Genomic DNA, 24,433 nt, shown 5'->3' with positions numbered 1-24,433 from the left:
GTCTTGCTTATAGCATCTCAACAAGATTTTCTGCTACTTCTTTCGCATCGGCCTCACTTCGACAAATAATCAAACACGTATCATCGCCACATAATGTCCCGACTTTTCCTTTCCAAGTGATATTATCAAGAAGAGCCCCAATCGCATTACCATTACCAGGCATGACTTTTAATATTAAAATGAAGTGAACATGATCAATACTGATAAAGCAATCCACAAGCGCTCGCCTTAATTTTTGCACTGGGTTAAACTTATTATCTGCAGGTAAACTGTATTTATAGATGCCATTTTGTGTTGGTACTTTAACAAGGTGGAGTTCTTTAATATCTCTTGAAATCGTGGCTTGTGTTACTTTTACATCCCGCTCTTTTAGATGTTCAACAAGCTCTTCTTGTGTTTCAATTTCATTCGATGTCACTAGCTCTCGAATAATGATATGGCGATGCCCTTTATTCATTTACTTCTCACCTCACGATTTATTTACTATTCTTATCTTATCGAAAAAATTGGATAAAGTCACGGATAAGTGAATCAAAATAGGAACAATCTTTGTTATTTTTCAGCCATCAACTGATTAACTTTCTCTTTAAGTTTAGCAACAGTAGCTTTTTCGGTTTTTATTGTTTTTTTAAGCGCTTGCTTTTCTTTAAGTAAGGACTTAATTTGATGCTGCCGAATCGTTATTTCATAATTCACTTTAAAATCATGTCTTTTTTTCAATAAATTAGAAGCTAAACGTATTCGTTCTAATACTTGTTTTTTACTTAAAGCTGTAATTGGTAGCGTACTAGATGGATATTGCTTAGACGCTATTATTTTATCAAGCGGGGCTACTTTTCGACCCCGATCTTCTTTATAAATATGGTCAAGATGATTAAGATTTAAAAAATCAATATAATTGTCGAAATTTCTTGTTTGGACCTTTTCGGCAGAGGTTAAATCCACGCATGTTAATAAATCTTCTAGGTTATGTAACTGCTCTAATTTATCTATCGTTACATGAGGTAAGGCGTGATATAAAGCGAGTTCTCTCATTCTTGCATCTTGAACAAATGAAACGTTTGGCGTCCCAACAATTGTTGAAATAACATTCCCATGTAATCTCGCTCCAACACTAAGATCAACGTTTTTTAAAAATTCCAGCCAACTAGGCATATTAGGAAAATACTGAACACGCCCTTCCTGGTAAAACTTATGTTCAATTGTTGTCGGATAACCGGCTTTTTCGCTTAGGATATCTGGACCTCCAGCAAAGGATAAGTATAGTTCATCAAGGTGTTGGGGAATGAAAGAATAGTTTGGATAGTTCGTCGTCGTATTTAAGAGAAATTGAATAGCCGTTTCAGAAGTGGTAGGAGATAAGTTAATGGCTAATTTAGATTGCTCATTTAAATGGACGTCTCTAATCTTTAAAGTTCGTCCAAATGTGTAAAGTGATGGACAACCAATAACTCGATAATCAACGTTTTCTATAAACCCTAATTTTTTCAAATAATCTGCTGTAATTTGCCCTCTAAGACCCAATTGAGCTGATTTTTCTAGTACTGCTTTGACAAATCGCTTAACATCTTCATCAAAAATAAAACCTTGTTCTAATTGAGGTTCATAATCTGCTCTTAGGCCGACACCTGTTACAATAACTGGGATCTTTAATTTTTTGATTAATTTGGTGTAATTGCGTAACGTTCCGCGAAAATCTGCTCGAAAGGCGTCTGCAAGTGGAAAAACATAAGCATCATATTTTTCATTAATTTCTGCAGCACGCGCTGGATTCGATAATAATCCATCTGCTTCAATCACAACATCTTCTGTCCAAAGCGTTCGAAATACGCTATATTGATAAGCTAGATTACCATTATTATAGCCTGTTCGATCCTTCGTATAAATGTCCTCTGAATGATAAGGGTCAAGTGGGGTCATGCCAGCTCTCATCAATATTTTTTTCACTTCACAAACACATCCTTACGATCGATAAAAGATTAGGACATAAACGCTGATTCGCTAATTTATGTCCTAATCTCTTTTACTCTAAATTTTCATGCGCCTGACGAACAATTTCATCAATGGCTTGTTTAGCTAAATGGTTTTCTCCTTTAAGATCAAATGAACCGCTCCATTTAAAATGAGCAATAAACTCAATATTTCCTTCTCCACCTGTAATCGGCGAATAATTTAATCCTAACAAATCATACCCTATTGAAAGAGCAAACATCGTAATTTCGCTTAACACTTCTTGGTGAATAAAGGGATCACGTACAATCCCTTTTTTACCAACATTTTCTTTACCGGCTTCAAACTGTGGCTTAATTAGAGCCATCACATCGCCTTTAGGAAGTAAAACGGTTCTTAAAACCGGCAAAATCAGTTTTAAAGAGATAAACGAAACATCAATGGTCGCAAAATCAGCTAATCCTAATTTAAAATCGGCAGCTGTTACGTAGCGAAAATTCGTACGTTCCATCACCGTTACACGCTTATCGCTTCGCATTTTCCACGCAAGTTGATTATAACCAACATCAAGGGCGTACGAATGTTTAGCGCCGTTTTGAAGTGCGCAATCAGTAAAACCGCCTGTTGAAGCACCGATATCAAGCATCAATTTATCTTTCACAGCAAAATCAAATACTTGCAATGCTTTTTCAAGCTTTAACCCACCGCGACTAACGTAAGGTAAAGTTTTTCCTTTAACGCGCAATTTAGCTGAAATGGCAATTTTTTCACCTGGCTTATCGATACGTGTATCTTGGTCATAAACAATACCAGCCATAATGCCACGCTTTGCTTTTTCTCTTGTTTCAAATAAACCATTTTCTACCAAAAGAATATCTGCACGCTCTTTTTTTATCGTCATAACAACTTTTCCCCAAGCTTTCCAAAATGTCTTAGCATTTCCAGTAGTTTTAACTGAACGGCTTCGCTTGAAATTCCATGTTTTGCAAGTAAAACTTTCACATCACCATGTGGAATGAATTCATCAGGTAGTCCAGTACGATGAACCAGTTCAGTATCATACATATTCATCTCAGCAAATTCTAAAATCGCAGAACCAAAACCTCCTGCAAGAAGCGCTTCTTCCATTGTCAAAATTGGGATTTGTCGTTTAAATAAACCATGTAGCATTGCTTGATCAAGCGGTTTAATAAAGCGTGCATTAACCACACCAACTTTAAGGCCCTTTTTCTTCAGTTCATTTGCAGCAGCTAATGCGACCTGAATGGTTGGTCCAAAAGTAAGAATAACAGCATCTGATGGCTCAAGCAGTGTTTCCCAACTACCTATTGGAAGAGCAACTTTTTCTTGATCGATTGGTACGCCTAACCCATTTCCTCGCGGGTAGCGGAGCGCAAATGGGCCATCAAATTCATAAGCTGTTTGAAGCAAATGAAGGGCTTCATTTTCATCTTTTGGCATCGTGATCACGATATTAGGTATACTACGTAAAAAAGCAATATCAAAAATGCCTTGATGTGTCTCACCATCACCGCCAACAAGTCCAGAACGATCAATGCCAAGCATCACATTTAATTTCTGGCGACAAATATCATGTACCATTTGATCGTATCCACGTTGTAAAAAAGTCGAATAAATCGCTAGAAATGGCTTTAATCCTTCTGCTGCAATTCCGCCAGCCATTGTCACAGCATGTTGCTCTGCAATTCCCACATCGAAAAAGCGATCGGGAAATGTTTCTGCAAACTTTTCTAATTTAGACCCGACAGGCATAGCTGGGGTAATCGCGACAATACGTTTATCTTTTTTAGCAAGTTCAAGTAAACCTGTACTAATCACTTCACTCCAAGCAGGTGCAACGCTTCTTGGTTTAATAAAAGCACCTGTCTCTACTTTGTAGGGTCCAGTGCCATGCCAAACGCCGCTTTTATCTGTCTCAGCTGGTTTATAACCCTTGCCTTTTTTTGTGACAACATGAATAAGCGTTGGGCCTTTTGCTTTTTTAGCAAGCTCGAAGTTTGTAATTAAATCATGGTAATTGTGTCCATCAACAGGACCAAGGTAAGTAAAACCTAATTCTTCAAAAAAAGTGCCTTGTACAAGTAAATACTTAATACTATCTTTAATACGCTCTGCTATATTAGCAATCGCGTTACCAGCTGTAGGGATTTTTTTCATCGCGCGCTCAACATCTTTTTTAGCTCGCTTAAAATTTTGTGATGTTCTTAACTTACCTAGCATATTGTGCATTGCGCCAACGTTTGGCGCAATAGACATATTGTTATCATTTAAGATCACAATCACATCTTTTTTCATGTCTCCAATATGATTAAGTGCTTCAAGCGCCATGCCTCCAGTAAGTGCCCCGTCTCCAATAATTGGAATGACATGATAATTTTCTTGCTTAATATCACGCGCAATGGCCATTCCTGAAGCAGCAGATAAAGAAGTAGAGCTATGTCCAGTTTCAAAAACATCGTGGATCGATTCTTTCATCTTTGGAAAACCATCTAATCCATCTTGTTGTCTAAGTGTATCAAACTGTCCTGCTCTTCCTGTTAAAATCTTATGCACATAAGACTGATGACCAACATCCCAAATAAACTTATCTTTTGGACTTGTAAAAGTATGATGCAAAGCAATCGTCAGTTCAACGACACCTAAATTAGGTCCAATATGTCCACCAGTAACGGATGTTGAATTTATAAGAAACTGACGAATTTCATTTGCTAATTGCTCCATTTCGGGAATCGTCAGCTGCTTTAAGAAGAGCGGATCCTTAATTTGTAAAAGATCCAATGAAAACAACTCGCTTTCTATAAAGTTCTCCTTTTCATTCACTATTTCTGAGAATACAACAAATGTAAAAGCCCTTTACTTTTTTCTTCATAAATTGATTGTTTCTATTATATCATCTTGGGCCCGATTTAACCAAATAAATTTAAACAAAAAAAGAGCAAATCACGATTAAGTGACTTGCTCTTTATATAACGATCAAAAGTTAAGCTTTAACAACGTTAGCAGCTTGAGGTCCTTTTTCACCTTTTTCAATGTCAAAAGTTACTGCTTGACCTTCTTCTAAAGTTTTGAAACCTTCACCTTGAATAGTGCTGAAATGTACGAATACATCGTCTCCGCCTTCACGTTCGATAAATCCAAAACCTTTGTCTGAGTTAAACCATTTTACTGTACCATGTTCCATATTGTTCAATTCCTCCTCGTGTGTTATGCACACAATTATTTACTATTCTTGCTTAACGGCACGAGATGGGAAATCATTCACATCATATCTTTACCCACAAAAATAATTCTACTACATCGTATCATACAACGACCAAATTTGCAAACAGAAAGGGTTTAGTTATCGCGCTTAACAATCCAGCTTGCCAGTTCAGTTAAAAGTGGTGCTTCCCTTCCTAATTCGCTGAGTGCCTCTATACTTTGATTATAATGTTTGAACAGGGCTTTTTGCGCACCATTTAAAGTCAACAATTCAGGATAAGTGCTTTTATGAAGTGCAGAATCCGCACCTGTTTTTTTTCCGAGTTTTTCCTCATCACCAGTGACATCTAAAATATCATCACAAATTTGAAAAGCGACCCCGATATGGTCGGCAAAAATGGCAAGTTGTTGTTGCTCTTTTTTACTCGCATCAGAAATAATCGCCCCAGCGGTCACCGCGGCAAAAAGGAGAAGACCTGTTTTTCGGTGATGAATTGACTGGAGTTCCAATAGCGTTAAATCTTTCCCTTCAGCAAGAATATCTGCTTGTTGTCCAGAAACCATACCAAGAGGCCCCGCACTGTCAGAAATAAGTTTGGACAAAGCTACTTTCTTTGCATCACTGATTGTTTGATCCTCACTAAGAATTGTAAAAGCGAGTGTAAGTAAAGCGTCGCCTGCTAAAATGGCTGTTGCATCACCATACATTTTGTGGTTCGTTAGCTTTCCTCGCCTATAATCATCGTTGTCCATTGCAGGTAAATCATCATGAATAAGGCTATATGTGTGGATCATCTCAAGTGCTAAAGCAGTGTTTAATCCCTGTTCCAAATCCCCACCTAATGTTTTGATTGTAGCAAAAAGAAGAAGTGGCCTAATTCGCTTTCCACCGGCCTGCAAAGAATAAATCATTGCTTCTTTTAAACGCGGTTCGATTTGACGGTCTACTTTCATTAACAACGCTTCATCTATTTTATTTTTGCATTCCGTGAAAAATTGATCTAGCTGCGACACCACTACTCACCTTCCACTTCAAACGGTTTTTCTTCGTCTGCTTCATCCACAACCTTAGCGAGTTTATCTTCAGCATCTTTTAATTTTTCTTGGCAAACTTTAGTTAACTTAACACCTTCTTGATACATATCCAAAGATTCTTCCAGCGTTGCACTTCCACTTTCAAGCGCTGAAACAATTTTTTCAAGCTCTTTCATAGCTTCCTCAAATGTTTGTTTTTTTGTTGCCATTTATGATTCCTCCTTCTGCAGTACCTTCGCCTGAAACTTACCATCATAAAGCGTTACCTCAACTTCATCATGAACAGTAATATCAGCAACCGATTTAACCATTGCACCATCTTTTTCCGTCATGCTATAACCTCTTTTTAAAAGCGCAAGTGGACTTAAATATTCTAGCGCCTCAACTTGTCTTAAAAAACAACTTTTTCGATTTTGGAACACAGTAGTTACACTGCTTTTCAAGTTGTTTTCTAAAATCGCTAAGCGGTTTTTAAAAAGGAGAACCTCTTGTTTTAGCGTTAAACGTTCAAAACGATGTTTCAATCTTTCAAATTCACTTTTTTTAAGCAAAATAAAACGTGAATATGCATTTTCCAAGCGCTCCGCAAAATAATCTGTCTTTTCTTGTTGTTGCTCGATATAACGTTTGGGATCATTTTGTAATAACCGATCTTTAAATCTTGTAAAAATAACATCATTTTGCTCGATCATTCGTTTTGTAAGAACATGCAATCGATATTTCTGTTCGACAAGCCGATTTTCCAGATCGCGATAGTCAGGAACAGCAAGCTCAGCGGCAGCAGTAGGCGTAGCAGCTCGAATATCAGCAACAAAATCAGCTAATGAGAAATCTGTTTCATGTCCAACAGCAGAAATAACCGGGATATCGGAATCATAAATAGTTCGTACAACTTCTTCTTCATTAAAAGCCCATAACTCTTCAAGTGAGCCACCGCCACGCCCGACAATGATCACATCAATATCGCTTCGCTTATTAATACGTGCAATATTTTGCGCAATCGCTAGTGCCGCTTTTTCTCCTTGCACCATTGTTGGGTAAACAATGACTTCCACGCTTGGCATACGTCTTTTAGCTGTCGTTAAAATATCTCGTACCGCTGCACCCGTCGCACTTGTTACAACCGCAATCTTTGACGGAAAAGAAGGAATTTTTTTCTTATGTTGTTCTAAAAAAAGCCCCTCTTTTTCAAGTTGTACTTTTAGCTGTTCGAAGCGAACATAAAGAGCACCAACGCCATCTGGCTCCATTTCTTCAGCATAAAACTGGTATCTACCAGCTTTCATAAAAACGCCGACCCGCCCAGAAATCAACACATTCATTCCATCTTCTGGCTGAAAGGCTAATTTAGTCGCTGCTTTTAAAAACATAACAGAACGAAGCATAGCTGATTCATCTTTTAACGTGAAATAAAGATGTCCACTTGCTGGCTGTTTCAAATTTGAAATTTCACCTTTAACATAGACTTTACGTAAATATGGATCGACATCAAATTTTTTCTCAATATATTTTGTTAAGGCATCAACGGTTAAATACTTTTCTTGCAAAATCAACACATCCAGTGATTAATGATTATTTTTTAGTGGCTGCTTTTAGCGTATTCATTAATAGCATAGCAATCGTCATTGGGCCAACTCCGCCTGGAACCGGTGTAATGAAGCCTGCTTTTTCTAAAACGTCATCAAAATCGACATCGCCACATAACTTATTATTTTCATCCCGGTCCATACCAACATCAATAACAACCGCACCTTGCTTTACATAGTTTTTTTTCACAAATTTAGCTAGGCCTGTTGCGACGACTAAAATATCAGCTTCACTAGCCACTTCAGGCAAATCTTTAGTTCTACTATGAGCAATTGTTACGGTTGCATTTTCTTGTAATAAGAGCTGAGCAACAGGTTTTCCAACAATATTACTACGTCCGATAACAACTGCACGTTTTCCTTCGATTTTGGTGCTCGTTGATTTGATTAATTCAATAATTCCAGCAGGTGTACAAGGAACAAGTGTCTCTTTCCCAATAAATAAATTGCCGACATTCGCTGGATGAAAACCATCTACATCTTTTTTTTGACTGATTGTATCGATGACTTTTTCTTCAGAGATATGCTTAGGTAATGGCAATTGTACAAGAATACCATGAATGCTTTCATCTTGATTTAGTTCTTCTACTGTTTTAAGCAACTTCTCTTCTGATACATTTTCTGGTAATTCGATTAAAACGGATTTCATACCACATTCTTCTGTCCGTTTTTGTTTATTTCTTACATATGTACGTGATGCTTGGTTGTCTCCAACCAAAACAACAGCGAGCCCTGGCTTCTTCCCTTGCCTTACAAGCTCACTTACTTCTTTTGTTACGCGTTCTTGAATCTCTTTTGCTAATTTTTTACCATCAATTATTTGTCCCATTGAAATTGCCCCCTTAAAACGAATATAGTATTTAATGAAGAGAAAGCGCCCCTTCTCTTCATTAAACCAACCATTTTAATCTTCTTGCGCAATACTAGCGAGCACACCATTGATAAATTTACTAGCCTTTTCATCACTATATATTTTTGCGATTTCAATTGATTCATTTAAACTCACGCGATCAGGCACTTCTTCAATAAACAGCATTTCAAACGCTCCCACACGTAAAATTGATAAATCGACTTTATTCAAACGACTAATTCTCCAGTGGTCAAGCTGCTCTGAAATTCTTTGATCTAGCTCTTCTTTATGCTCGGTCACGCCGTAAACTAATCTTTCTACATAGTCTTCCGTCTCACCAGCTAACACATTTCTAATCGCTTGATCTTCACTCATCTGGTTGAGTTCCATTTGAAATAATGCCTGAAGTGCTTTTTCCCGCGCTTCTCTTCTTTTCATTTAAAAAGCTCCTTTTTTCCGTAGCCAAAGCTGTTTTTTAAAGTGGAAAGTCTTCTAGTGATACGTTTTCTGCTTTATCAAACTGCACACCAACGATATGAACATTGACTTCAAGAACAGAAAGCCCTGTCATGCTAAGGATCGTATCTCTTACTGCTGTTTGAATGGATTCAGCCACAAGTGGAATAATCGCTCCAAAAAACACCGTACAGTAGACATCAATTGTGATCCCATTCTCTTCTAAAACAATTTTAACGCCTTTGCGATAATTTGTTGTTCCTCCAAGGCGTTCGCGTACTTCACTAGCAAATCCTCCTTGCATTGCTGCCACATTATCTACTTCACAAGTGGCCAATCCTGCAATAACACCGATTACTTCAGGTGCAACCTCGATTTTTCCTAGTGTAACTTCTTTATTTCGCAGATTGTTTGTGTATGCCATTCGTTAAGCCCCCTCAAGCTTTTTTCATTACATCGTTTTGTTCAAGAAACTTTGTATTAAAATCACCAGATATAAACTTATCATTTTCAAGCACACGAATATGAAAAGGAACCGTTGACGGAATACCATCAATGGCAAATTCCTCGAGTGCACGTTTCATTTTTTTAATGACTTCTTCACGTGAATCAGCGTAACAAATTAATTTTGCGATCATTGAATCATAAAATGGTGGTATTTTATAATTTGGATAAGCAGCAGAATCCACCCGTACTCCGTTTCCACCCGGAGGCAGATAAAATTTAATTTCACCTGGTGCTGGCATAAAGTTCTTTGAAGGATCCTCAGCGTTGATCCGACATTCCATCGCCCAACCTTTTAAACTGATGTCTGTTTGCTTTATTTCAAGTTCCTTACCAGAAGCTACTAAAAATTGTTGTTTCACTAAATCAACGCCAGTGACTAATTCAGTTACAGGGTGCTCCACTTGAATACGTGTATTCATTTCCATAAAATAAAATATTTTCCCTTGCGGCTCATAGATAAATTCAATCGTCCCCGCTCCAGAATAATTAACTGCTTTAGCGGCTTTTACAGCGGCTTTACCCATTTTTTGGCGCATTTTTTCATCAATAGCAGGTGATGGACTTTCTTCAATGAGTTTTTGCAAACGACGCTGTACAGTACAATCACGCTCGCCTAAATGAATAATATTTCCATGATTGTCGGCTAAAACTTGAATTTCGACATGGCGGAAGTCTTCGATGTATTTTTCAAGGTAAACACCTGGGTCACCAAACGCTGCTTCTGCTTCTTGTTGTGTTGTTTTAATCCCTGATACAAGTTTTTCTTCATCTTCAGCAATGCGAATCCCTTTTCCACCGCCACCAGCTGTTGCCTTGATAATCACAGGATAACCAATTTTTTTAGCAATTTTTTTAGCTTCTTCGGCATTATGAATAATGCCTTGCGATCCAGGCACAACTGGCACTCCTGCTTTTCGCATTGTTTCGCGAGCAACATCCTTTGTGCCCATTTGTGAAATAGCTTCCGCGCTTGGACCAATAAAAGTAATATTACAATCAGCACAAAGATCCGCAAAGTCAGCGTTTTCAGATAAGAAGCCATAACCAGGGTGGACAGCATCACAATTTGTCAAAAGAGCAACACTCATGATATTTGACATATTAAGATAACTTTCTTTTGACTGGGCGGGTCCCACGCAATAAGCTTCATCTGCAAGTTGAATATGTAGTGCATCACGATCTGCTTCAGAATAGATTGCCACTGTTTCAATATCGAGCTCTTTAGCTGCGCGAATAATACGGACGGCAATTTCACCGCGACCAGCAATTAAGACTTTTTTTATCATGACAGATTACTCCTTACTTTTTCTTCACTTTAAATAGGGGTTGCCCAAATTCAACTAATTCTCCATTTGTTACTAGAACTTCAGCAATTTCACCTTCTATGTCTGCTGTAATTTCGTTAAATAACTTCATTGCCTCAACAATGCAGACAACGGTCTCTTTAGAAACGCTTGAACCAGCATGGACGAATGGGCCATCTTCTGGTGATTTTGAAGCATAAAATGTTCCAACCATTGGCGAAGTGATAACCTCTAGTGCATCTATTTCTTCTTTTACTTCCGGTGCTTCTACCACTTGTTCACTTGGTTTTGCAATAACTGGTGCCTGACTCACACTTGCAGGTGGTAAAGCTTCTATCGTACCATTATTTTTCTTTAAGCGAATTTTTGTTTCTTTTGTTTCTAGCTCAAATTCATCTACTTGAGACTCGTCAATCAGCTCGATTAGCTGTTTAATATCGTCTAATGATAGCATGTTTTACACTCCTTAATACATTATAAAAAATTGTATGATTCCAATATATGATCTATTGTATCATATTTTAACTACAAAAGGCGAATAGACTCCTGCTTGTAAACTCCAAAGAAAAAACACCTGCTAAAAAGCAAGGTGCATAAAGATTAAGCCCGTGAAACGTAAGAAGCATCTGTTGTATTAATCACAAGTTTATCCCCTTCGTTTACGAAAAAAGGAACGTTAACAACAAGTCCTGTTTCAAGCGTTGCTGGTTTAGAGCCGCCAGATGATGTGTCCCCTTTAATGCCAGGCTCAGTGGCTGTTACTTCAAGTTCCACCGTATTGGGTAAATCTACACCAATCGTTTCACCTTGATACATAACTATATTCATTTCCATGTTTTCTTTTAAAAACTTGAGTTCATATTCAATTCTTTCTTCTGGAAGCTCAATTTGTTCATAAGACTCTGTATCCATAAAAACGTGATTATTCCCATCAGCGTATAAATATTGCATTTTTCGATTATCAATTTGTGCTTTGGCTACCTTTTCACCACCGCGGAAGGTCTTTTCTTGAATAGCACCTGTACGCAAATTACGTAATTTTGAACGTACAAAAGCAGCGCCCTTTCCTGGTTTTACGTGTTGGAAATCAAGGACACGCCAAATGCCTCCATCCACTTCAATCGTAAGCCCAGTACGAAAATCATTTACTGAAATCATGTTTTTTCCTCCTGTTAATGATCTTAAAAAGATCTGTTCATTCCATTTTCTTTACTTTTATTATTTAACCATAAAATCGGCTAACTTACAAATTTCCTTAAAGGATAATTAATTCTTTTGGAGCCTGCGTCAAAACGCTACATCCGGTCTCTGTAATCAATAAATCGTCCTCAATTCGCACGCCACCAATTTTTGGTAAATAAATTCCTGGTTCATCGGTAACCACATTCCCGGGGATAAGCATTTGCGGGCTTTTTACTGACAAGTTCGGACCTTCATGAATTTCAAGACCGATTCCATGGCCAAGCGAATGACCAAAAGCTTCCCCGTAACCAAAGCTTGTAATGTAATCCCGGGCAATTTTGTCAGCTTCGACACCGCTCATTCCTGGTTTGATTGCTTCGATCACTTTAAGCTCAGCAGCTAAAGTAATTTGATAAATCTCTTTTAATTTTGCATCAGGTTCTCCAAGCGCAATCGTACGTGTCATATCTGAGCAATAGCCACCGTAATAACAGCCGTAATCCATCGTAACAAAATCACCATCTGCTATCTTTTTATTCGAAGCTACCCCATGTGGTAAAGCAGAGCGGTACCCACTTGCAACAATCGTATCAAATGAAGAGCCGGTTGCCCCATTACGACGCATGAAAAACTCCAATTCATTTGAAACTTCAATTTCAGTCATACCGACCTTGATAAAGCCTAAGATATGTTCAAAAGCAGCATCAGCAATTTCACAAGCTGTTTGGATAGCTTTTAACTCAGCTTCCGTCTTTACCTCACGCATCGCTTCAAAAAAGCCGCTTAATGGTTTTAAAAGTGTAGAAAAAGCTTGCTCCATCATCTTAAATTCAGCTACTGTAACATAATCTTCTTCAAAACAAAGCTCTTTTATATCGTTTGCTTTTAATAGCCTTTCTACTTCAGCAAAAATTGAACCTTGATGCTTAATCACTTCATAGCCTTCTGTCTCTTTCGTTGCTTGTTCTGTATAGCGAAAATCTGTTATAAAAAAGGCGTTATTTGGAAGAAGGAGCGCCATGCCACTTGTACCTGTAAAACCAGAAACATAACGTCGATTAAATTCACTTGTCACCAAAACAGCTTCCATCTGCTTTTTCGCAAGTAATTTTTGGATTTTTGCTAGCTTATTCATTTTTTCCTCCTTACGTACCCTACTCGTTTCTTAAGTTATTTTAGCATAATTTGATTTTTATATATACGAAAGTGATTTTTTAGCGTAAAATAGCACCATAAGAAAGAAAAGGTTGGTGAATTTTTTGTCAGAAAAAAGAAAGCCTGCATATGGCGGTCAAGCCTTAATTGAAGGCGTTATGTTTGGCGGCAAAAAGCAAACTGTAACCGCGATTAGAAAAAAAGATGGTTCACTCGCTTTTTTTTATTTAGAAAAAAACACACCCGCTTGGTCTACTAAACTCAAAAAAATCCCCTTTATACGAGGAATTGTCGCTTTGGTCGAGTCCAGTGCTATCGGCGCTAAACACCTTAGCTTTGCAACTGAAAATTATGATCAAGACCCTTTAAATCCAGAAAAAAAGGAAGAGAAGGAATCCAAGCTTGTTATGTGGTTAGGTGTCGCTCTCATTGGGGTCCTTTCGTTTATTTTTGCTAAATTTGCGCTGACACTTGCTCCCGTTTTTTTAGCACAACTCTTTAGATTTATTGTTCCAAGTGATGTAGGACAAGTTATTTTAGAAAGTTTTTTCAAGCTTATTTTATTGCTTACTTATCTTTTTATTATTTCACAAACACCACTTATCAAGCGTGTTTTTGAGTATCACGGCTCTGAGCATAAAGTGATTAATTGCTATGAAAAAGAATTACCACTTACGATTCAAAACGTCCAAAAACAATCACGACTACATTACCGCTGTGGTAGTAGCTTTATTTTATTCACCGTCGTTATCGGTATGTTCATTTATTTTTTAGTTCCGACTGATCCATTTTGGCTAAGAATTCTTGATCGTATCTTACTTATTCCGGTTGTGCTTGGTGTAGCTTTTGAAGTACTTCAACTGACAAATAAATGTCGTGATCTCCCCATTCTACGCTTTTTAGGCTATCCTGGACTTTGGCTTCAGCTCTTAACAACAAAAGAGCCAGATGATAGCCAAGTAGAAGTTGCTATTGCATCATTTAACGAACTTTTACACACAGAACAAGCGCCTTTGAAAAATGAACCAGAAAACCTTGAATTACTCGAATGAGGTGATCATTGATGAAATGGAATTGGTTTTTTTGCTCCATTTTGCTTGGACTTACGCTTATTGGCTTACTAACTGGCGGAGTCAAAAGCTTTCTCATCCTGCTTTTGACTGGCTTGATTGTCGCTTGCCTAGGCCTATTCTTTTTATCTCGATTCAAAAACACTGAGGATAAAAAATACCAAAAAGCTGTCAAACAAAACAAAAGCCGTCAAAAAAGAAAAAAATCCAGATTGAAAGTCATTGATGGTGGCAAAAAATAGGTTATAATAGAGTTTAAAGTTAAGAGAGGAGAATAGAATTTGGCTAGTTGGATTGTTGCAATTATCATTTTACTAATTTTATTAGGATATGAGATTTATAAACTGATTATGCGAAAAAAAGCATTAACTGTTTTAACAGAGGAGCAGTTCAAAGAAGGTTATCGTAAAGCGCAATTAATTGATGTTCGTGAACCAAATGAATTTAATAGCGGACACATTCTTGGAGCTAGAAACATTCCTGTTACTCAGCTAAAGCAGCGGGCAGCTGAAATTAGAAAAGACTTACCTGTATACTTATATTGTCAATCTGCTCAAAGAAGTAATCGAGCAGCCATTATGTTATATAAGCGCGGATACACCCATTTATATCAATTAAAAGGTGGCTTCCGCAAATGGACAGGCAAAACAAAAGCAAAAAAATAAGTAAAACGATAAAATGAAGGACCTCGCTATATTTTTTGTTTAAAAATATAGCGAGGTCCTTCATTTATTTTTGATAACGTAGGATAGGATGACGTGCCGCCTTTGTCTCATCCAATCGTTTAACATAAGTATGATAAGGTGCTTCTTGAACAATTTCTGGATTTTCCTCTGTTTCTTTAGCAATTTTAAGCATTGTATCAATAAATCGATCGAGCGTTTCTTTTGATTCCGTTTCAGTTGGCTCAATCATGATGGCCTCATCCACAATGAGCGGGAAATAAACAGTTGGTGGATGAAAATTATGATCAAGTAAACGTTTAGCAATATCAAGTGTTCGAACGCCTAATTTCTTTTGCTTACTTCCACTTAAAACAAACTCATGCTTGCATATTTGATTAAATGGCAATTCAAACGCTTCCTCTAATCGGCGCATCATATAGTTAGCATTTAAAACAGCGTATTCCGTTACTTTTTGTAACCCTTGTGGTCCCATTGTACGGATATACGTGTAAGCCCGTACATTAATACCAAAATTCCCATAATACGGTTTTACACGTCCAATTGACTGTGGATAATGATAGTCAAAGAGATATTTTTCCTCTTTTTTAGTTAAAACAGGTGTGGGTAAAAAGGGAATTAAATCTTTTTTTATCCCAATTGGACCAGAACCCGGTCCTCCGCCGCCATGTGGCCCTGTAAATGTTTTATGTAGATTTAGATGTACAACATCAAATCCCATATCTCCTGGACGCACTTTCGCCATAATTGCATTCAGGTTCGCACCATCATAATATAATTTACCTCCGGCCTCGTGAATGATCTCAGCAATTTCAACAATGTCTTTTTCGAATAATCCTAGTGTGTTAGGGTTCGTTAACATAAGTGCCGCAGTATCGTCGCCTACAATTTTTTTCAAATCTTCAACATCAACAAGTCCATGATTGTTTGATTTAACGGTCACTACATCTAATCCTGCAACCGTTGCCGAAGCTGGATTGGTCCCGTGAGCAGAATCAGGTATAATCACTTTTGTTCGTTTGGTATCACCATTAGCAGTGTGATAAGCGCGTATTAGCATTAGCCCTGTCCATTCACCTTGTGCTCCTGCTGCTGGTTGGAGCGTTACTTCATCCATTCCTGTAATTTCAATTAAACTTGTTTGCAAATCATAAAGCAGCTTCATTGCTCCTTGAACAGAACTTTCCGGCTGGTAAGGGTGAATATGAGAAAAACCAGGAAACCGTGCTACTTTTTCATTGATTTTTGGATTATATTTCATCGTACATGAACCTAGTGGATAAAAGCCTGAATCAACTCCAAAATTATGATTGGAAAGCTCTGTATAGTGCCGCATAATTTCAAGCTCGCTTAATTCCGGCAAAGCAGCCAGATTACTTCGGACATAATCTTTCGCTAAAACGCTTGTTAAGTTAATCTTAGGGACATCAGATTCTGGCAAACTAAAACCAATACGACCAGGAACAGAACGCTCAAAGACTAGTTTCATCGTTTCACTGTTTTTCATTTTGCTCCCTCCAAACTTTCAACAAAAGCATCAATTTCTTCTTTTGTCCGCATCTCCGTTACAGCGACTAACATATGATTTTGATATTTATCCGCATAACGTCCTAAATCAAAACCTCCAATAAAACCTTTTTCTAACAGCGCTTGATTGACTTCATAAACGGATTGATTTAATTTCACAACAAATTCGTTAAAGAAAGCATCTGAAAATATGACGTTAAAACCGCTTTCGCTAAAACGCGATTTAGCATAATGCGCTTTATCAATATTTTGTTGTGCCATTTCGGCTAAACCATTTTTGCCAAGTGCTACCATAGCAACAGAAGATGCTAAAGCGTTTAATGCCTGATTGGAGCAAATATTTGATGTAGCTTTATCCCGGCGAATGTGTTGCTCACGTGCTTGAAGTGTCAAAACATAGCCTCGTTTACCGGATTCATCCGTTGTTTCACCAACAAGTCTCCCTGGCACTTTACGCATCAATTTATTAGTGACCGCAAAATAACCACAATGCGGTCCACCAAATGATTCTGGTATCCCAAATACTTGAGTATCCCCTGTAACAATATCAGCACCAAATTCACCAGGTGGAGTTAAGATTCCTAATGCAAGTGGATTACTTGAAACAATGAAAAGTGATTGGTTGTCATGAACAAGTTTTTCAAAATCAGCAAGCGGTTCAATTTGACCATGAAAATTAGGATATTGAACAACAAAAGCTGCAACATTTTCATCAAGTAAATTGGCTAAAGCTTCTTGATCTGTCGTTCCATTTTTTTCTGGAACAATGGTTACCTCAATATGCTGGCCGCTCGCATAAGTTTTTAATACATGGATAGATTCTGGGTGAACACCCTCTGAAACAAGAATTTTTTTACGTTTTACATGAGCACTTGCAAGCATTGCACCTTCAGCTAGAGCGGTTCCCCCGTCATATATCGATGAATTTGCTAAATCCATGCCAGTAAGCTCAGCAATCATCGTCTGAAATTCAAAGATCGCTTGGAGTTCCCCTTGTGAAATTTCTGGCTGATAAGGAGTATAAGCTGTATAAAACTCTGAACGTGAAATTACGTGATCAACAATCGTTGGAATATAATGGCTATAAACGCCTGCTCCTAAGAACGAAGCATGATCCATCGTATTAGCATTTTTATTTGCAAGTTCTGCTAGCTCTTTTAACAAAGTTGGTTCAGGCGCTGCTTCTTTTAACTGATAGTTGCGCTTGAAACGTATTTTCTCAGGAATATCGCTAAATAAGTCATCAATTGACTTAGCGCCAATTTTTGCTAACATTTCTTTTTCATCTTGTTCTGTCATCGGTAAGTAACGATATTTCATTGTCTTTTCCTCCTTATTTAGAACGCTTGTAAAAGGGTGTCTTAACAACTATAGCTTCTAGTTTTTTATTTCGAACAAGCACTTGTACTTTTGTTCCTACTTCAGCATAGTCCGTCTTTATTAGCGCCAAACCAAGGCTTTTCCCAAGTGTTGGTGATTGCGTTCCAGACGTTATTTCTCCTATTTCTTGTTCGCCTGCATAAACTGCATATCCATGTCGCGGTATGCCACGATCAATGAGTTCAATGCCAACTAATTTGCGTGGTACACCTTGCTCTTTTTGTTTTGACAAAGCTTTTTTTCCAATAAAATTAGCTTCTTTTTTTAATTTGACTGCAAAATTTAGCCCCGCTTCAAGTGGTGTAATTTCTTTTGTTAATTCTTGCCCGTAAAGTGCAAGATTTGCTTCAAATCGAAGTGTATCACGTGCACCAAGCCCAATTGGTGGTACATTTTTTTCCATAAGTGATTCAAATACTTTTTCAGTGTCTTCGCTTTTTGTATAGATCTCAAAACCATCTTCACCAGTGTAGCCACTTCGAGAGATTAACGCTTTTACACCTGCAACTTCTACGTCGGTTACAAAACCGAAAAAAGAAATAGCGCTTAAATCGGCATTTGTTAAGTCCGATAAAATTTTTTCAGCATTAGGTCCTTGTAAAGCAAGTTGACCATATTCTTTTGAAACGTTTTCAACAGCGACATCTTCCGTTTCATGCTCTTTTAGCCAGCTGTAATCTTTTTCAATATTAGCCGCATTGACAACAAGTAAATAATCATGCTCACCCTTGCGATAAACAACTAAATCATCTACTGCACCACCATCTTCGTAGCACATGATGTTATATTGAGCACGTCCATCGCTTAATTTTGTCAGATCATTCGATAGCATTTTCTGTAAATAAGCTTCACTTCCGGATCCCTTCACAGTAATCTCACCCATATGTGAAACATCAAAAACGCCTACATCTGTACGAACAGCTTCGTGCTCTGCTTTAATTCCAGCAAATTGCACAGGAAGATCCCATCCTCCAAAATCGATTGTCTTTGCTCCGTACTTAGCATATACAGAGTGAAGCGGTGTTTTTTTTAATTCTCCCATCTCTACTCCTCCTCATAGAAAAAAGGCTTATTATTAAAAAGATAAGCCTCTGTCGTATCCTGATTTACTCCAGAGTCGCGTCCAATAAACATTCTTTTGCCTGAGAGTTTCACATACATATGCTTTCCCCGTCGGCGCCGAAAGCTCGATCTCTCTGCTTATTTTCACCCGCAATTGCTATGTATTTTTGCCTTTCCTATAGCTTACCATTTGTTGAAACGTTCAGCAAATAATTGATTTTGTTCTGTTTTAAGGATTTATTTTAAAATTCGTTCGGAATGTAAGTGCTTTTATGGATTTAAATAATGTAAATGTACGTATGTTAAAAACAGCACAATGTTTATCAAATTATTTCTCAAAAATATTTTTTTTATTTGGAGAACAAGTTATTTTTCACAAACAAGCGAAAATATACGTGCTATATACTTCAAAAAATTCATTTTTCCATTAAAAACGTTCATTTCCTAAAAAAGGAATTAACCAGAAGGCGGCGAATATGTATACTAATAGGAGGTGCTCAATGCCCCAACAACTTTTTTCGCGTATTCTCACCAAAGCAACGAATTTAAATGCTTCTGACATCCATATTCATCCAACCACCAAATACTGGATTGTCCGCTTACGAATTCTAAATAAACTTCATACCATTATGCAATTACCTCTACTTGAAGGCGCTAAATTACAATCTTATTTGAAATTCCAAGCATCTATGGATATTTGCGAAAAGCGTAAACCGCAATCTGGACAATTCGAAAAACAATTAAACGAAAAGACATTCGCATTACGTATTTCTGCACTTCCAGACAAATTAGGTTCTGAAAGCTTAGTCATTCGCCTTTTTCATTACCAAGCAACGATTCCTTTTTTAAATAGTACTATTTTTAAAGCAAGCGCCAAAAAAATCATAGCGTGTTGCCATAATCGCTATGGCCTGTTCTTATTTTCAGGAACAACAGGCAGCGGAAAGTCAAACTCAATGTATAGCTTAGCCAATGAACTTTGCCGTAACCGCGCAAAACATGTCATCACTGTTGAAGATCCAGTAGAACACTATTCTCCTTCTTTTTTACAAGTTGAAATCAATGAAAAAGCTGGCTTGAATTATGAGAAGGTCCTTCGTGCTGTCCTGCGACACGACCCTGACATTTTAATCATTGGTGAAATACGTGATTCTGAAACCGCAAAAATGGCCATTCGTGCAGCTCTAACAGGACATTTAGTTCTAAGCACAATCCACGCTTCAAATCTAAACACAATGATTACAAGACTAACAGATCTTGGTGTAACACGTGATGATTTAAATGATGCTTTATTAGGTATAAGCTATCAACAATTAACTGATTTATATTGCCCTTTATGTCACAGAAACTGTTCGATTTATTGCACACATCACCCACTCAAACAAACAGTTTTATATGAAACTGCGAATGATGAGCTTTTAACCGATTGCATCAATGGCCAAGCTTCTATACATTCTTCTATTAAAAAGCAATACAGGAAAGGAGTTGCTTATGGTTTTTTTGCAGAAAAAAGATTGGAATAAAGATGGTGATTTTTTGATTAGACTTGCAGATTTACTTGAAAAAGGCTTTCCAATCGAAACTGCCGTTGTTTATTTAAGTATCACCGCAAAACAGCACCAAAAACGTTACCTAAAATTAAATCACTATTTAAATCAAGGAGATTCTTTAGCCGATGCTTTACATGGCATTGCTTTCCCTCTTTTTATTACTGCCCCCATTTCCTATACAGGTGAACACGGCTATTTTAATCACACATTAAAGGATTGTGGACAGCTGTTAAAGAAAAGAGCTCTTCAACAAAAACATTTACAAAAAACCATTCGCTATCCAGCATTTTTAATGTTTACAATGATCATTGTCCTTTTTTTACTAAAAATCTTCCTACTTCCTAAATTCAATCTATTATTTCATCAATTAAATGCGAATAATAATCGTACAAATTTCTTTATTCTAGAACAATTACCAATAATTTTATTTACTATTTTAATAATTACCTCTATTCTTATATTTATATTTACAAGAAAAATAGCTAAGTTAACACCACTTGAACAATATAACTATCTTAAGCGTATCCCTGTAGCTCGCTCAATGTTCCGTATCCATTACTCTCAATTACTAGCACGTGAATGTGGTTATCTGTTAAAAAGTGGTTTATCTATCCAAAATATCATTCAGATTTTCCAAAGAGACAAAGCACCATTATTATTTAAAGAAATTGCTCAAAAGATACAATCCTCATTAGAAAGCGGCTTATCTTTTTCTGCTTCACTAAAAAAGTTGCCTCTTTTCGAACAAGAACTAACAAAAATTATTGCTCATGGTGAACAAAATGGGACGTTAACTGAAGAGCTAATTGATTATTATGAAAGCAGTCACACTCGATTACTCGAAAAAACGGAACGAATTTTTGCTTGGATTCAACCGATTGCCTTTTTGATCATTGGCATTTTAGTTATCGCAACCTATCTTTCCATATTATTACCGATGTTTTCTATGATTGAACAAATTTAAGGAGGTTGAAATCACATGTTTAAACTTAATTGGCGTGATTCTGAAGCGTTTACCTTGATTGAGATGTTAATTGTTTTACTTGTTGTCAGTATTCTACTCCTTTTAACCATCCCAAATGTTGTCAAACAAAGTAAGAATATTAATAATAAAGGTTGCGATGCGTTTATTTCACTAGTAGAAGGACAAGTTCAAGCATATCAACTTGAATTTAATCAAATTCCCTCGCTAAATGAATTAATCAGTAAAGGTTTTTTAAAAGCAGACCAGAAATCATGTCCCAATGGAAAAAACATCCAAATTGATGCTGATGGCCATGTTCAAGAAAGTTAAGCCAAATGGTTTTTCATTAATTGAAATCCTATTTGTCCTTACCATATTTATGCTTTTAATCCGCATCACTTTATTCCCAATTGGAAAATTACTTGATAACCAACAAGAACGGAATTTTTTTCGCGAATTACAAACGACGATTTATACGGTTCAAATGGCAGCAATAACTAGCAATGAAAATAGTACACTGTCATTTACCTCAGAATCCATAACGATGAAAAGCGCAAATCAACAGCCTATCCATATGAACTATCCTAAAAATCTACATTTTAAAGAGGCCCAAGATGAAACTTTTAAATTCCATGCATCCACAGGCCATATAAATAAATTTAAAACAGTAACGCTTTACGGTAAAGGCTATGACTATCAAATTATCTTTCAAATCGGAAAGGGGCGCTTTCGCATTGCTAAACAAAATTAATGGTTTTTCTCTCCTCGAAGGGCTCATTTCTCTAAGTATTTTTTCACTGATTTGCTCTTTTTTGATTCCTGGTTTATTCAAAATGGTTGATACACTTCAAACAGAAAAGCAAAAAACAATGTTGTTACAAACAATAGCCGATGAAAGCAATTTATTACTCCACGATAACAAAGAAAGCAATAAAACAATTGGTAATCTAACAATCCAAAAAAGTAAAACAGAAGGAGTGTGGCAAATCTGTGCAAAATCAGCAACCTTTAGTTACTGTTCGTTATCGGATCAAAAATAGTGCTGGTTTTACACTAATTGAAGCGATATTAACTTTAATCATTGCCACATGTATGACTACACTGATTCCCATTGTCATCTTGTCACTTCATTCTATATTGGATTTATCAGACATGTCTTTAACAAGCGAATGGACAATCTTTCGAAATCAACTGTTAAACGAATACAATCATAGCCAATCCATTTCTTCTATTTCAAAAGAAAGCTTATGTTTAACTTCTACGAAAGGCCTTGTTTGCTTTACAAAGTACCAAGATATGATTCGCAAGCAAATCAATAACAAAGGACATGAACCACTACTTTTCCAAATTAAAGATATTGATATAAAAAAAGCAAATCATGCAATTAAAATAAATGTGGAGCTGTCTAATCGAACGATCCAAACCATGCAATTACCACTTCATCCTGAGGTGAATGAACAATGAAAAAAAATGGATTCACTTTACCATTTACGCTTTTTATTTTTTTAATCACTAGTTTAATTATCACTAGCACCCTATTTATATATAGCCAACAACTTCATTTTGAAAAAAGCATTCAAAGTTATTATCAAGCAGAAATTGAAGCTAGATTAGTGCTTATGCAAAAAACAACAGCAAGTGAGATGTATTATGGTTCAAGTAAAATTCAATTTTCAAATTACAATTCTATCAATGCTACAATAACCGCCAATATTTGGTTGAAAAACGGCTACCATTTACAACGCGAATTTTTTCTTCCCGCAACCAAAGAGTCTGGAGCATAGTACGGTTCAGCTATATTTTACGATTTGAAAAATAGCGCGTAATACTACATGTTAAACGCGACAAATCATGCAAAAACTTTAGTATTGAAAAAGTTTGCCAGAAACCGGAAATGGAGTACACGTGAAAACCGGAAGTCTGGCAAACCTCTTCAATCGCGAGCGCTTGTCACCGTTTTATTTTGTTTATGCCTCTTGATCTTCATCGTCTGGAAGTGCAAGCCAAGCAGCACCAATAATTCCTGCATCATTTCCAAGTGTGGCAATTGAAATTTTGGTTGATTCTCTCACCACTGGAAATACCATTTTTTCAAAATAAGAAACAATAGGCTTAAGTAATGAATCTCCTGCAGCAGATACACCACCGCCAATAATGATCTTTTCTGGATTTAGCATATTACCGATATGACTGAGCGCTAGTGCTAAATAGAAAGAAATCCGGTCAATAACAGCAACAGCAAGTTGATCATTCTTTTTTCCTAAATCAAATACCTTTTTAGACGTAATTTCTTTTTCGTCTGAAATGAGCTGTTTTAACTCAGAAACATCAGAGAATTCTTTTGCCATTTCCTTAGCTACTCGAACAATTCCAGTTGCAGAGGCAACCGTCTCTAAGCATCCTTTTTTCCCACAAGTACACTGATAGCCATTTTCAGGCATAACAGTAACATGACCAATTTCACCAGCTGCACCTCGAACTCCGTGAAGAATTTGTCCTTCAGCGAAAATTCCGCCACCAACACCAGTCCCAAGCGTAACAAAAACAACATTGGCCCCGCCTTCTCCTGCGCCTTTCCATCTTTCACCTAAAGCAGCAACATTTGCGTCATTATCCAAGAAGATCGATAGGCCAGTGATTCGCGCTAAGCCATCTCTGACATGCTGTTCTTTTGACCAGTTAAGGTTATAAGCACCTTTAACAATTCCTTTTTCATAATTAACTGTTCCAGGCGTTCCCATTCCTACTCCGTAAAACTGTTGATTATCAAGCCCTAATTCGGTCAGCTTTTGATTTAAGCTATCACCTAATTCTTTAACGATGTGCGAGCCATTATCACTGATATTTGTTTTAATTGACCATTTTTCTTCTACCTCTCCATCTTTAGTCAAAATAGCCATTTTTACTGATGTCCCGCCTAAATCAACACCAATTAGTTTCTTTTCCATTA

Annotated in this window: 29 protein-coding genes and 1 riboswitch; of the genes, 10 read left to right on the top strand and 19 right to left on the bottom strand. The window is 37.0% G+C overall.

All coding sequences use genetic code 11. The annotated features are described in order from the left end of the window. Positions 1-7: 7 nt before the first annotated feature. The 15 genes from ahrC to G6Q10_RS03235 form a co-directional block, all read right to left on the bottom strand. Entirely contained in the window at positions 8-457 is a 450-nt protein-coding gene (ahrC, locus tag G6Q10_RS03305) for a transcriptional regulator AhrC/ArgR (protein ID WP_163652823.1), read from the bottom strand. Positions 458-552: 95 nt separating this feature from the next. Continuing rightward, positions 553-1,920, bottom strand: a complete 1,368-nt coding sequence (locus G6Q10_RS03300) for a polysaccharide pyruvyl transferase family protein (RefSeq protein ID WP_163655690.1) — start codon at positions 1,918-1,920, stop codon at positions 553-555. 103 nt (positions 1,921-2,023) lie between these two features. Then, positions 2,024-2,851 carry a TlyA family RNA methyltransferase gene (locus tag G6Q10_RS03295; protein WP_163652821.1) on the bottom strand — a complete coding sequence of 276 codons (828 nt, stop codon included), beginning with the start codon at positions 2,849-2,851 and terminating at the stop codon, positions 2,024-2,026. After that, positions 2,848-4,749, bottom strand: coding sequence for a 1-deoxy-D-xylulose-5-phosphate synthase (gene dxs, locus G6Q10_RS03290; protein ID WP_163652819.1), 1,902 nt, complete (start codon positions 4,747-4,749; stop codon positions 2,848-2,850). The genes G6Q10_RS03295 and dxs overlap by 4 nt, the downstream gene beginning before the upstream one ends. 202 nt (positions 4,750-4,951) lie before the next feature. Further along, positions 4,952-5,152: a cold-shock protein gene (locus tag G6Q10_RS03285; protein WP_163652815.1), complete on the bottom strand. Its 201-nt coding sequence runs from the start codon at positions 5,150-5,152 to the stop codon at positions 4,952-4,954. Positions 5,153-5,307: 155 nt separating this feature from the next. After that, positions 5,308-6,186: a polyprenyl synthetase family protein gene (locus tag G6Q10_RS03280; RefSeq protein ID WP_370519503.1), complete on the bottom strand. Its 879-nt coding sequence runs from the start codon at positions 6,184-6,186 to the stop codon at positions 5,308-5,310. A gap of 2 nt (positions 6,187-6,188) precedes the next feature. Further along, the gene (gene xseB, locus G6Q10_RS03275; protein WP_163652812.1) at positions 6,189-6,416 is read right to left on the bottom strand and encodes an exodeoxyribonuclease VII small subunit; all 228 of its coding nucleotides are present in this window, start codon (positions 6,414-6,416) and stop codon (positions 6,189-6,191) included. Then, the gene (gene xseA / locus G6Q10_RS03270) at positions 6,417-7,757 is read right to left on the bottom strand and encodes an exodeoxyribonuclease VII large subunit (protein WP_163655686.1); all 1,341 of its coding nucleotides are present in this window, start codon (positions 7,755-7,757) and stop codon (positions 6,417-6,419) included. Between the two features lie 22 nt (positions 7,758-7,779). Then, positions 7,780-8,622: a bifunctional methylenetetrahydrofolate dehydrogenase/methenyltetrahydrofolate cyclohydrolase FolD gene (folD, locus tag G6Q10_RS03265; protein WP_163652809.1), complete on the bottom strand. Its 843-nt coding sequence runs from the start codon at positions 8,620-8,622 to the stop codon at positions 7,780-7,782. 75 nt (positions 8,623-8,697) lie between these two features. Next, positions 8,698-9,081, bottom strand: coding sequence for a transcription antitermination factor NusB (gene nusB, locus G6Q10_RS03260; protein WP_163652806.1), 384 nt, complete (start codon positions 9,079-9,081; stop codon positions 8,698-8,700). Between the two features lie 37 nt (positions 9,082-9,118). Next, positions 9,119-9,523, bottom strand: coding sequence for an Asp23/Gls24 family envelope stress response protein (locus tag G6Q10_RS03255; RefSeq protein WP_163652803.1), 405 nt, complete (start codon positions 9,521-9,523; stop codon positions 9,119-9,121). A 13-nt stretch (positions 9,524-9,536) separates the two neighbouring features. Beyond that, the gene (gene accC, locus G6Q10_RS03250) at positions 9,537-10,892 is read right to left on the bottom strand and encodes an acetyl-CoA carboxylase biotin carboxylase subunit (protein WP_163652800.1); all 1,356 of its coding nucleotides are present in this window, start codon (positions 10,890-10,892) and stop codon (positions 9,537-9,539) included. Positions 10,893-10,905: 13 nt separating this feature from the next. Then, complete coding sequence (accB, locus tag G6Q10_RS03245) at positions 10,906-11,364, bottom strand: acetyl-CoA carboxylase biotin carboxyl carrier protein (protein WP_163652797.1); 459 nt, start codon at positions 11,362-11,364, stop codon at positions 10,906-10,908. A gap of 146 nt (positions 11,365-11,510) precedes the next feature. Continuing rightward, the gene (gene efp / locus G6Q10_RS03240) at positions 11,511-12,068 is read right to left on the bottom strand and encodes an elongation factor P (RefSeq protein WP_163652794.1); all 558 of its coding nucleotides are present in this window, start codon (positions 12,066-12,068) and stop codon (positions 11,511-11,513) included. A gap of 97 nt (positions 12,069-12,165) precedes the next feature. Then, a complete protein-coding gene (locus G6Q10_RS03235; RefSeq protein WP_163652791.1) occupies positions 12,166-13,227 on the bottom strand; it encodes a M24 family metallopeptidase in 1,062 nt (353 codons plus the stop codon). 178 nt (positions 13,228-13,405) lie between these two features. On the opposite strand from G6Q10_RS03235, the gene G6Q10_RS03230 reads away from it, so the two are divergent. Genes G6Q10_RS03230 through G6Q10_RS03220 form a run of 3 tightly spaced genes read left to right on the top strand, consistent with a single transcriptional unit; the run spans position 13,406 to position 14,982 of the window. Next, a complete protein-coding gene (locus G6Q10_RS03230) occupies positions 13,406-14,299 on the top strand; it encodes a DUF1385 domain-containing protein (protein WP_370519540.1) in 894 nt (297 codons plus the stop codon). 11 nt (positions 14,300-14,310) lie between these two features. After that, on the top strand, positions 14,311-14,559 hold the full coding sequence (locus tag G6Q10_RS03225; RefSeq protein ID WP_163652787.1) for a hypothetical protein: 249 nt from the start codon (positions 14,311-14,313) through the stop codon (positions 14,557-14,559). A gap of 39 nt (positions 14,560-14,598) precedes the next feature. Further along, positions 14,599-14,982, top strand: a complete 384-nt coding sequence (locus tag G6Q10_RS03220) for a rhodanese-like domain-containing protein (protein WP_163652785.1) — start codon at positions 14,599-14,601, stop codon at positions 14,980-14,982. A gap of 64 nt (positions 14,983-15,046) precedes the next feature. Here the strand turns inward: G6Q10_RS03220 and gcvPB are convergent, their stop codons facing one another. From gcvPB to gcvT, 3 genes are read right to left on the bottom strand one after another with little or no spacing between them, the layout of a single operon-like run. Then, positions 15,047-16,507, bottom strand: coding sequence for an aminomethyl-transferring glycine dehydrogenase subunit GcvPB (gcvPB, locus tag G6Q10_RS03215; RefSeq protein ID WP_163652783.1), 1,461 nt, complete (start codon positions 16,505-16,507; stop codon positions 15,047-15,049). Beyond that, positions 16,504-17,847: an aminomethyl-transferring glycine dehydrogenase subunit GcvPA gene (gcvPA, locus tag G6Q10_RS03210; protein ID WP_163652781.1), complete on the bottom strand. Its 1,344-nt coding sequence runs from the start codon at positions 17,845-17,847 to the stop codon at positions 16,504-16,506. Before gcvPA ends, gcvPB begins: the two co-directional genes overlap by 4 nt. A 13-nt stretch (positions 17,848-17,860) precedes the next feature. Continuing rightward, entirely contained in the window at positions 17,861-18,949 is a 1,089-nt protein-coding gene (gene gcvT / locus G6Q10_RS03205) for a glycine cleavage system aminomethyltransferase GcvT (RefSeq protein WP_163652780.1), read from the bottom strand. A 78-nt stretch (positions 18,950-19,027) separates the two neighbouring features. Then, positions 19,028-19,117: riboswitch (glycine riboswitch) on the bottom strand. Positions 19,118-19,469: 352 nt separating this feature from the next. On the opposite strand from gcvT, the gene comGA reads away from it, so the two are divergent. From comGA to G6Q10_RS03170, 7 genes are read left to right on the top strand one after another with little or no spacing between them, the layout of a single operon-like run. After that, positions 19,470-20,492 carry a competence type IV pilus ATPase ComGA gene (comGA, locus tag G6Q10_RS03200; RefSeq protein WP_163652778.1) on the top strand — a complete coding sequence of 341 codons (1,023 nt, stop codon included), beginning with the start codon at positions 19,470-19,472 and terminating at the stop codon, positions 20,490-20,492. Continuing rightward, a complete protein-coding gene (gene comGB / locus G6Q10_RS03195; protein ID WP_163652776.1) occupies positions 20,461-21,483 on the top strand; it encodes a competence type IV pilus assembly protein ComGB in 1,023 nt (340 codons plus the stop codon). Before comGA ends, comGB begins: the two co-directional genes overlap by 32 nt. A 15-nt stretch (positions 21,484-21,498) precedes the next feature. After that, a complete protein-coding gene (gene comGC / locus G6Q10_RS03190; RefSeq protein ID WP_163652775.1) occupies positions 21,499-21,813 on the top strand; it encodes a competence type IV pilus major pilin ComGC in 315 nt (104 codons plus the stop codon). Further along, a complete protein-coding gene (gene comGD, locus G6Q10_RS03185) occupies positions 21,797-22,234 on the top strand; it encodes a competence type IV pilus minor pilin ComGD (RefSeq protein WP_163652772.1) in 438 nt (145 codons plus the stop codon). The genes comGC and comGD overlap by 17 nt, the downstream gene beginning before the upstream one ends. Continuing rightward, a complete protein-coding gene (locus tag G6Q10_RS03180) occupies positions 22,218-22,523 on the top strand; it encodes a type II secretion system protein (protein WP_163652769.1) in 306 nt (101 codons plus the stop codon). The genes comGD and G6Q10_RS03180 overlap by 17 nt, the downstream gene beginning before the upstream one ends. Beyond that, the gene (gene comGF, locus G6Q10_RS03175; protein ID WP_163652765.1) at positions 22,474-22,947 is read left to right on the top strand and encodes a competence type IV pilus minor pilin ComGF; all 474 of its coding nucleotides are present in this window, start codon (positions 22,474-22,476) and stop codon (positions 22,945-22,947) included. Before G6Q10_RS03180 ends, comGF begins: the two co-directional genes overlap by 50 nt. Further along, entirely contained in the window at positions 22,944-23,267 is a 324-nt protein-coding gene (locus tag G6Q10_RS03170; RefSeq protein WP_163652761.1) for a competence protein ComG, read from the top strand. Before comGF ends, G6Q10_RS03170 begins: the two co-directional genes overlap by 4 nt. A 183-nt stretch (positions 23,268-23,450) precedes the next feature. Here G6Q10_RS03170 and G6Q10_RS03165 read toward each other — a convergent pair whose 3' ends face one another. Continuing rightward, entirely contained in the window at positions 23,451-24,431 is a 981-nt protein-coding gene (locus G6Q10_RS03165; protein WP_163652758.1) for an ROK family glucokinase, read from the bottom strand. Positions 24,432-24,433 lie beyond the last annotated feature (2 nt).

The sequence above is a fragment of the Listeria sp. PSOL-1 genome (assembly GCF_902806445.1).
Lineage (GTDB): Bacteria > Bacillota > Bacilli > Lactobacillales > Listeriaceae > Listeria.
The sequence above is the reverse complement of the archived record's forward strand: the minus strand, read 5'-3'. Positions and strand labels throughout refer to the sequence as shown.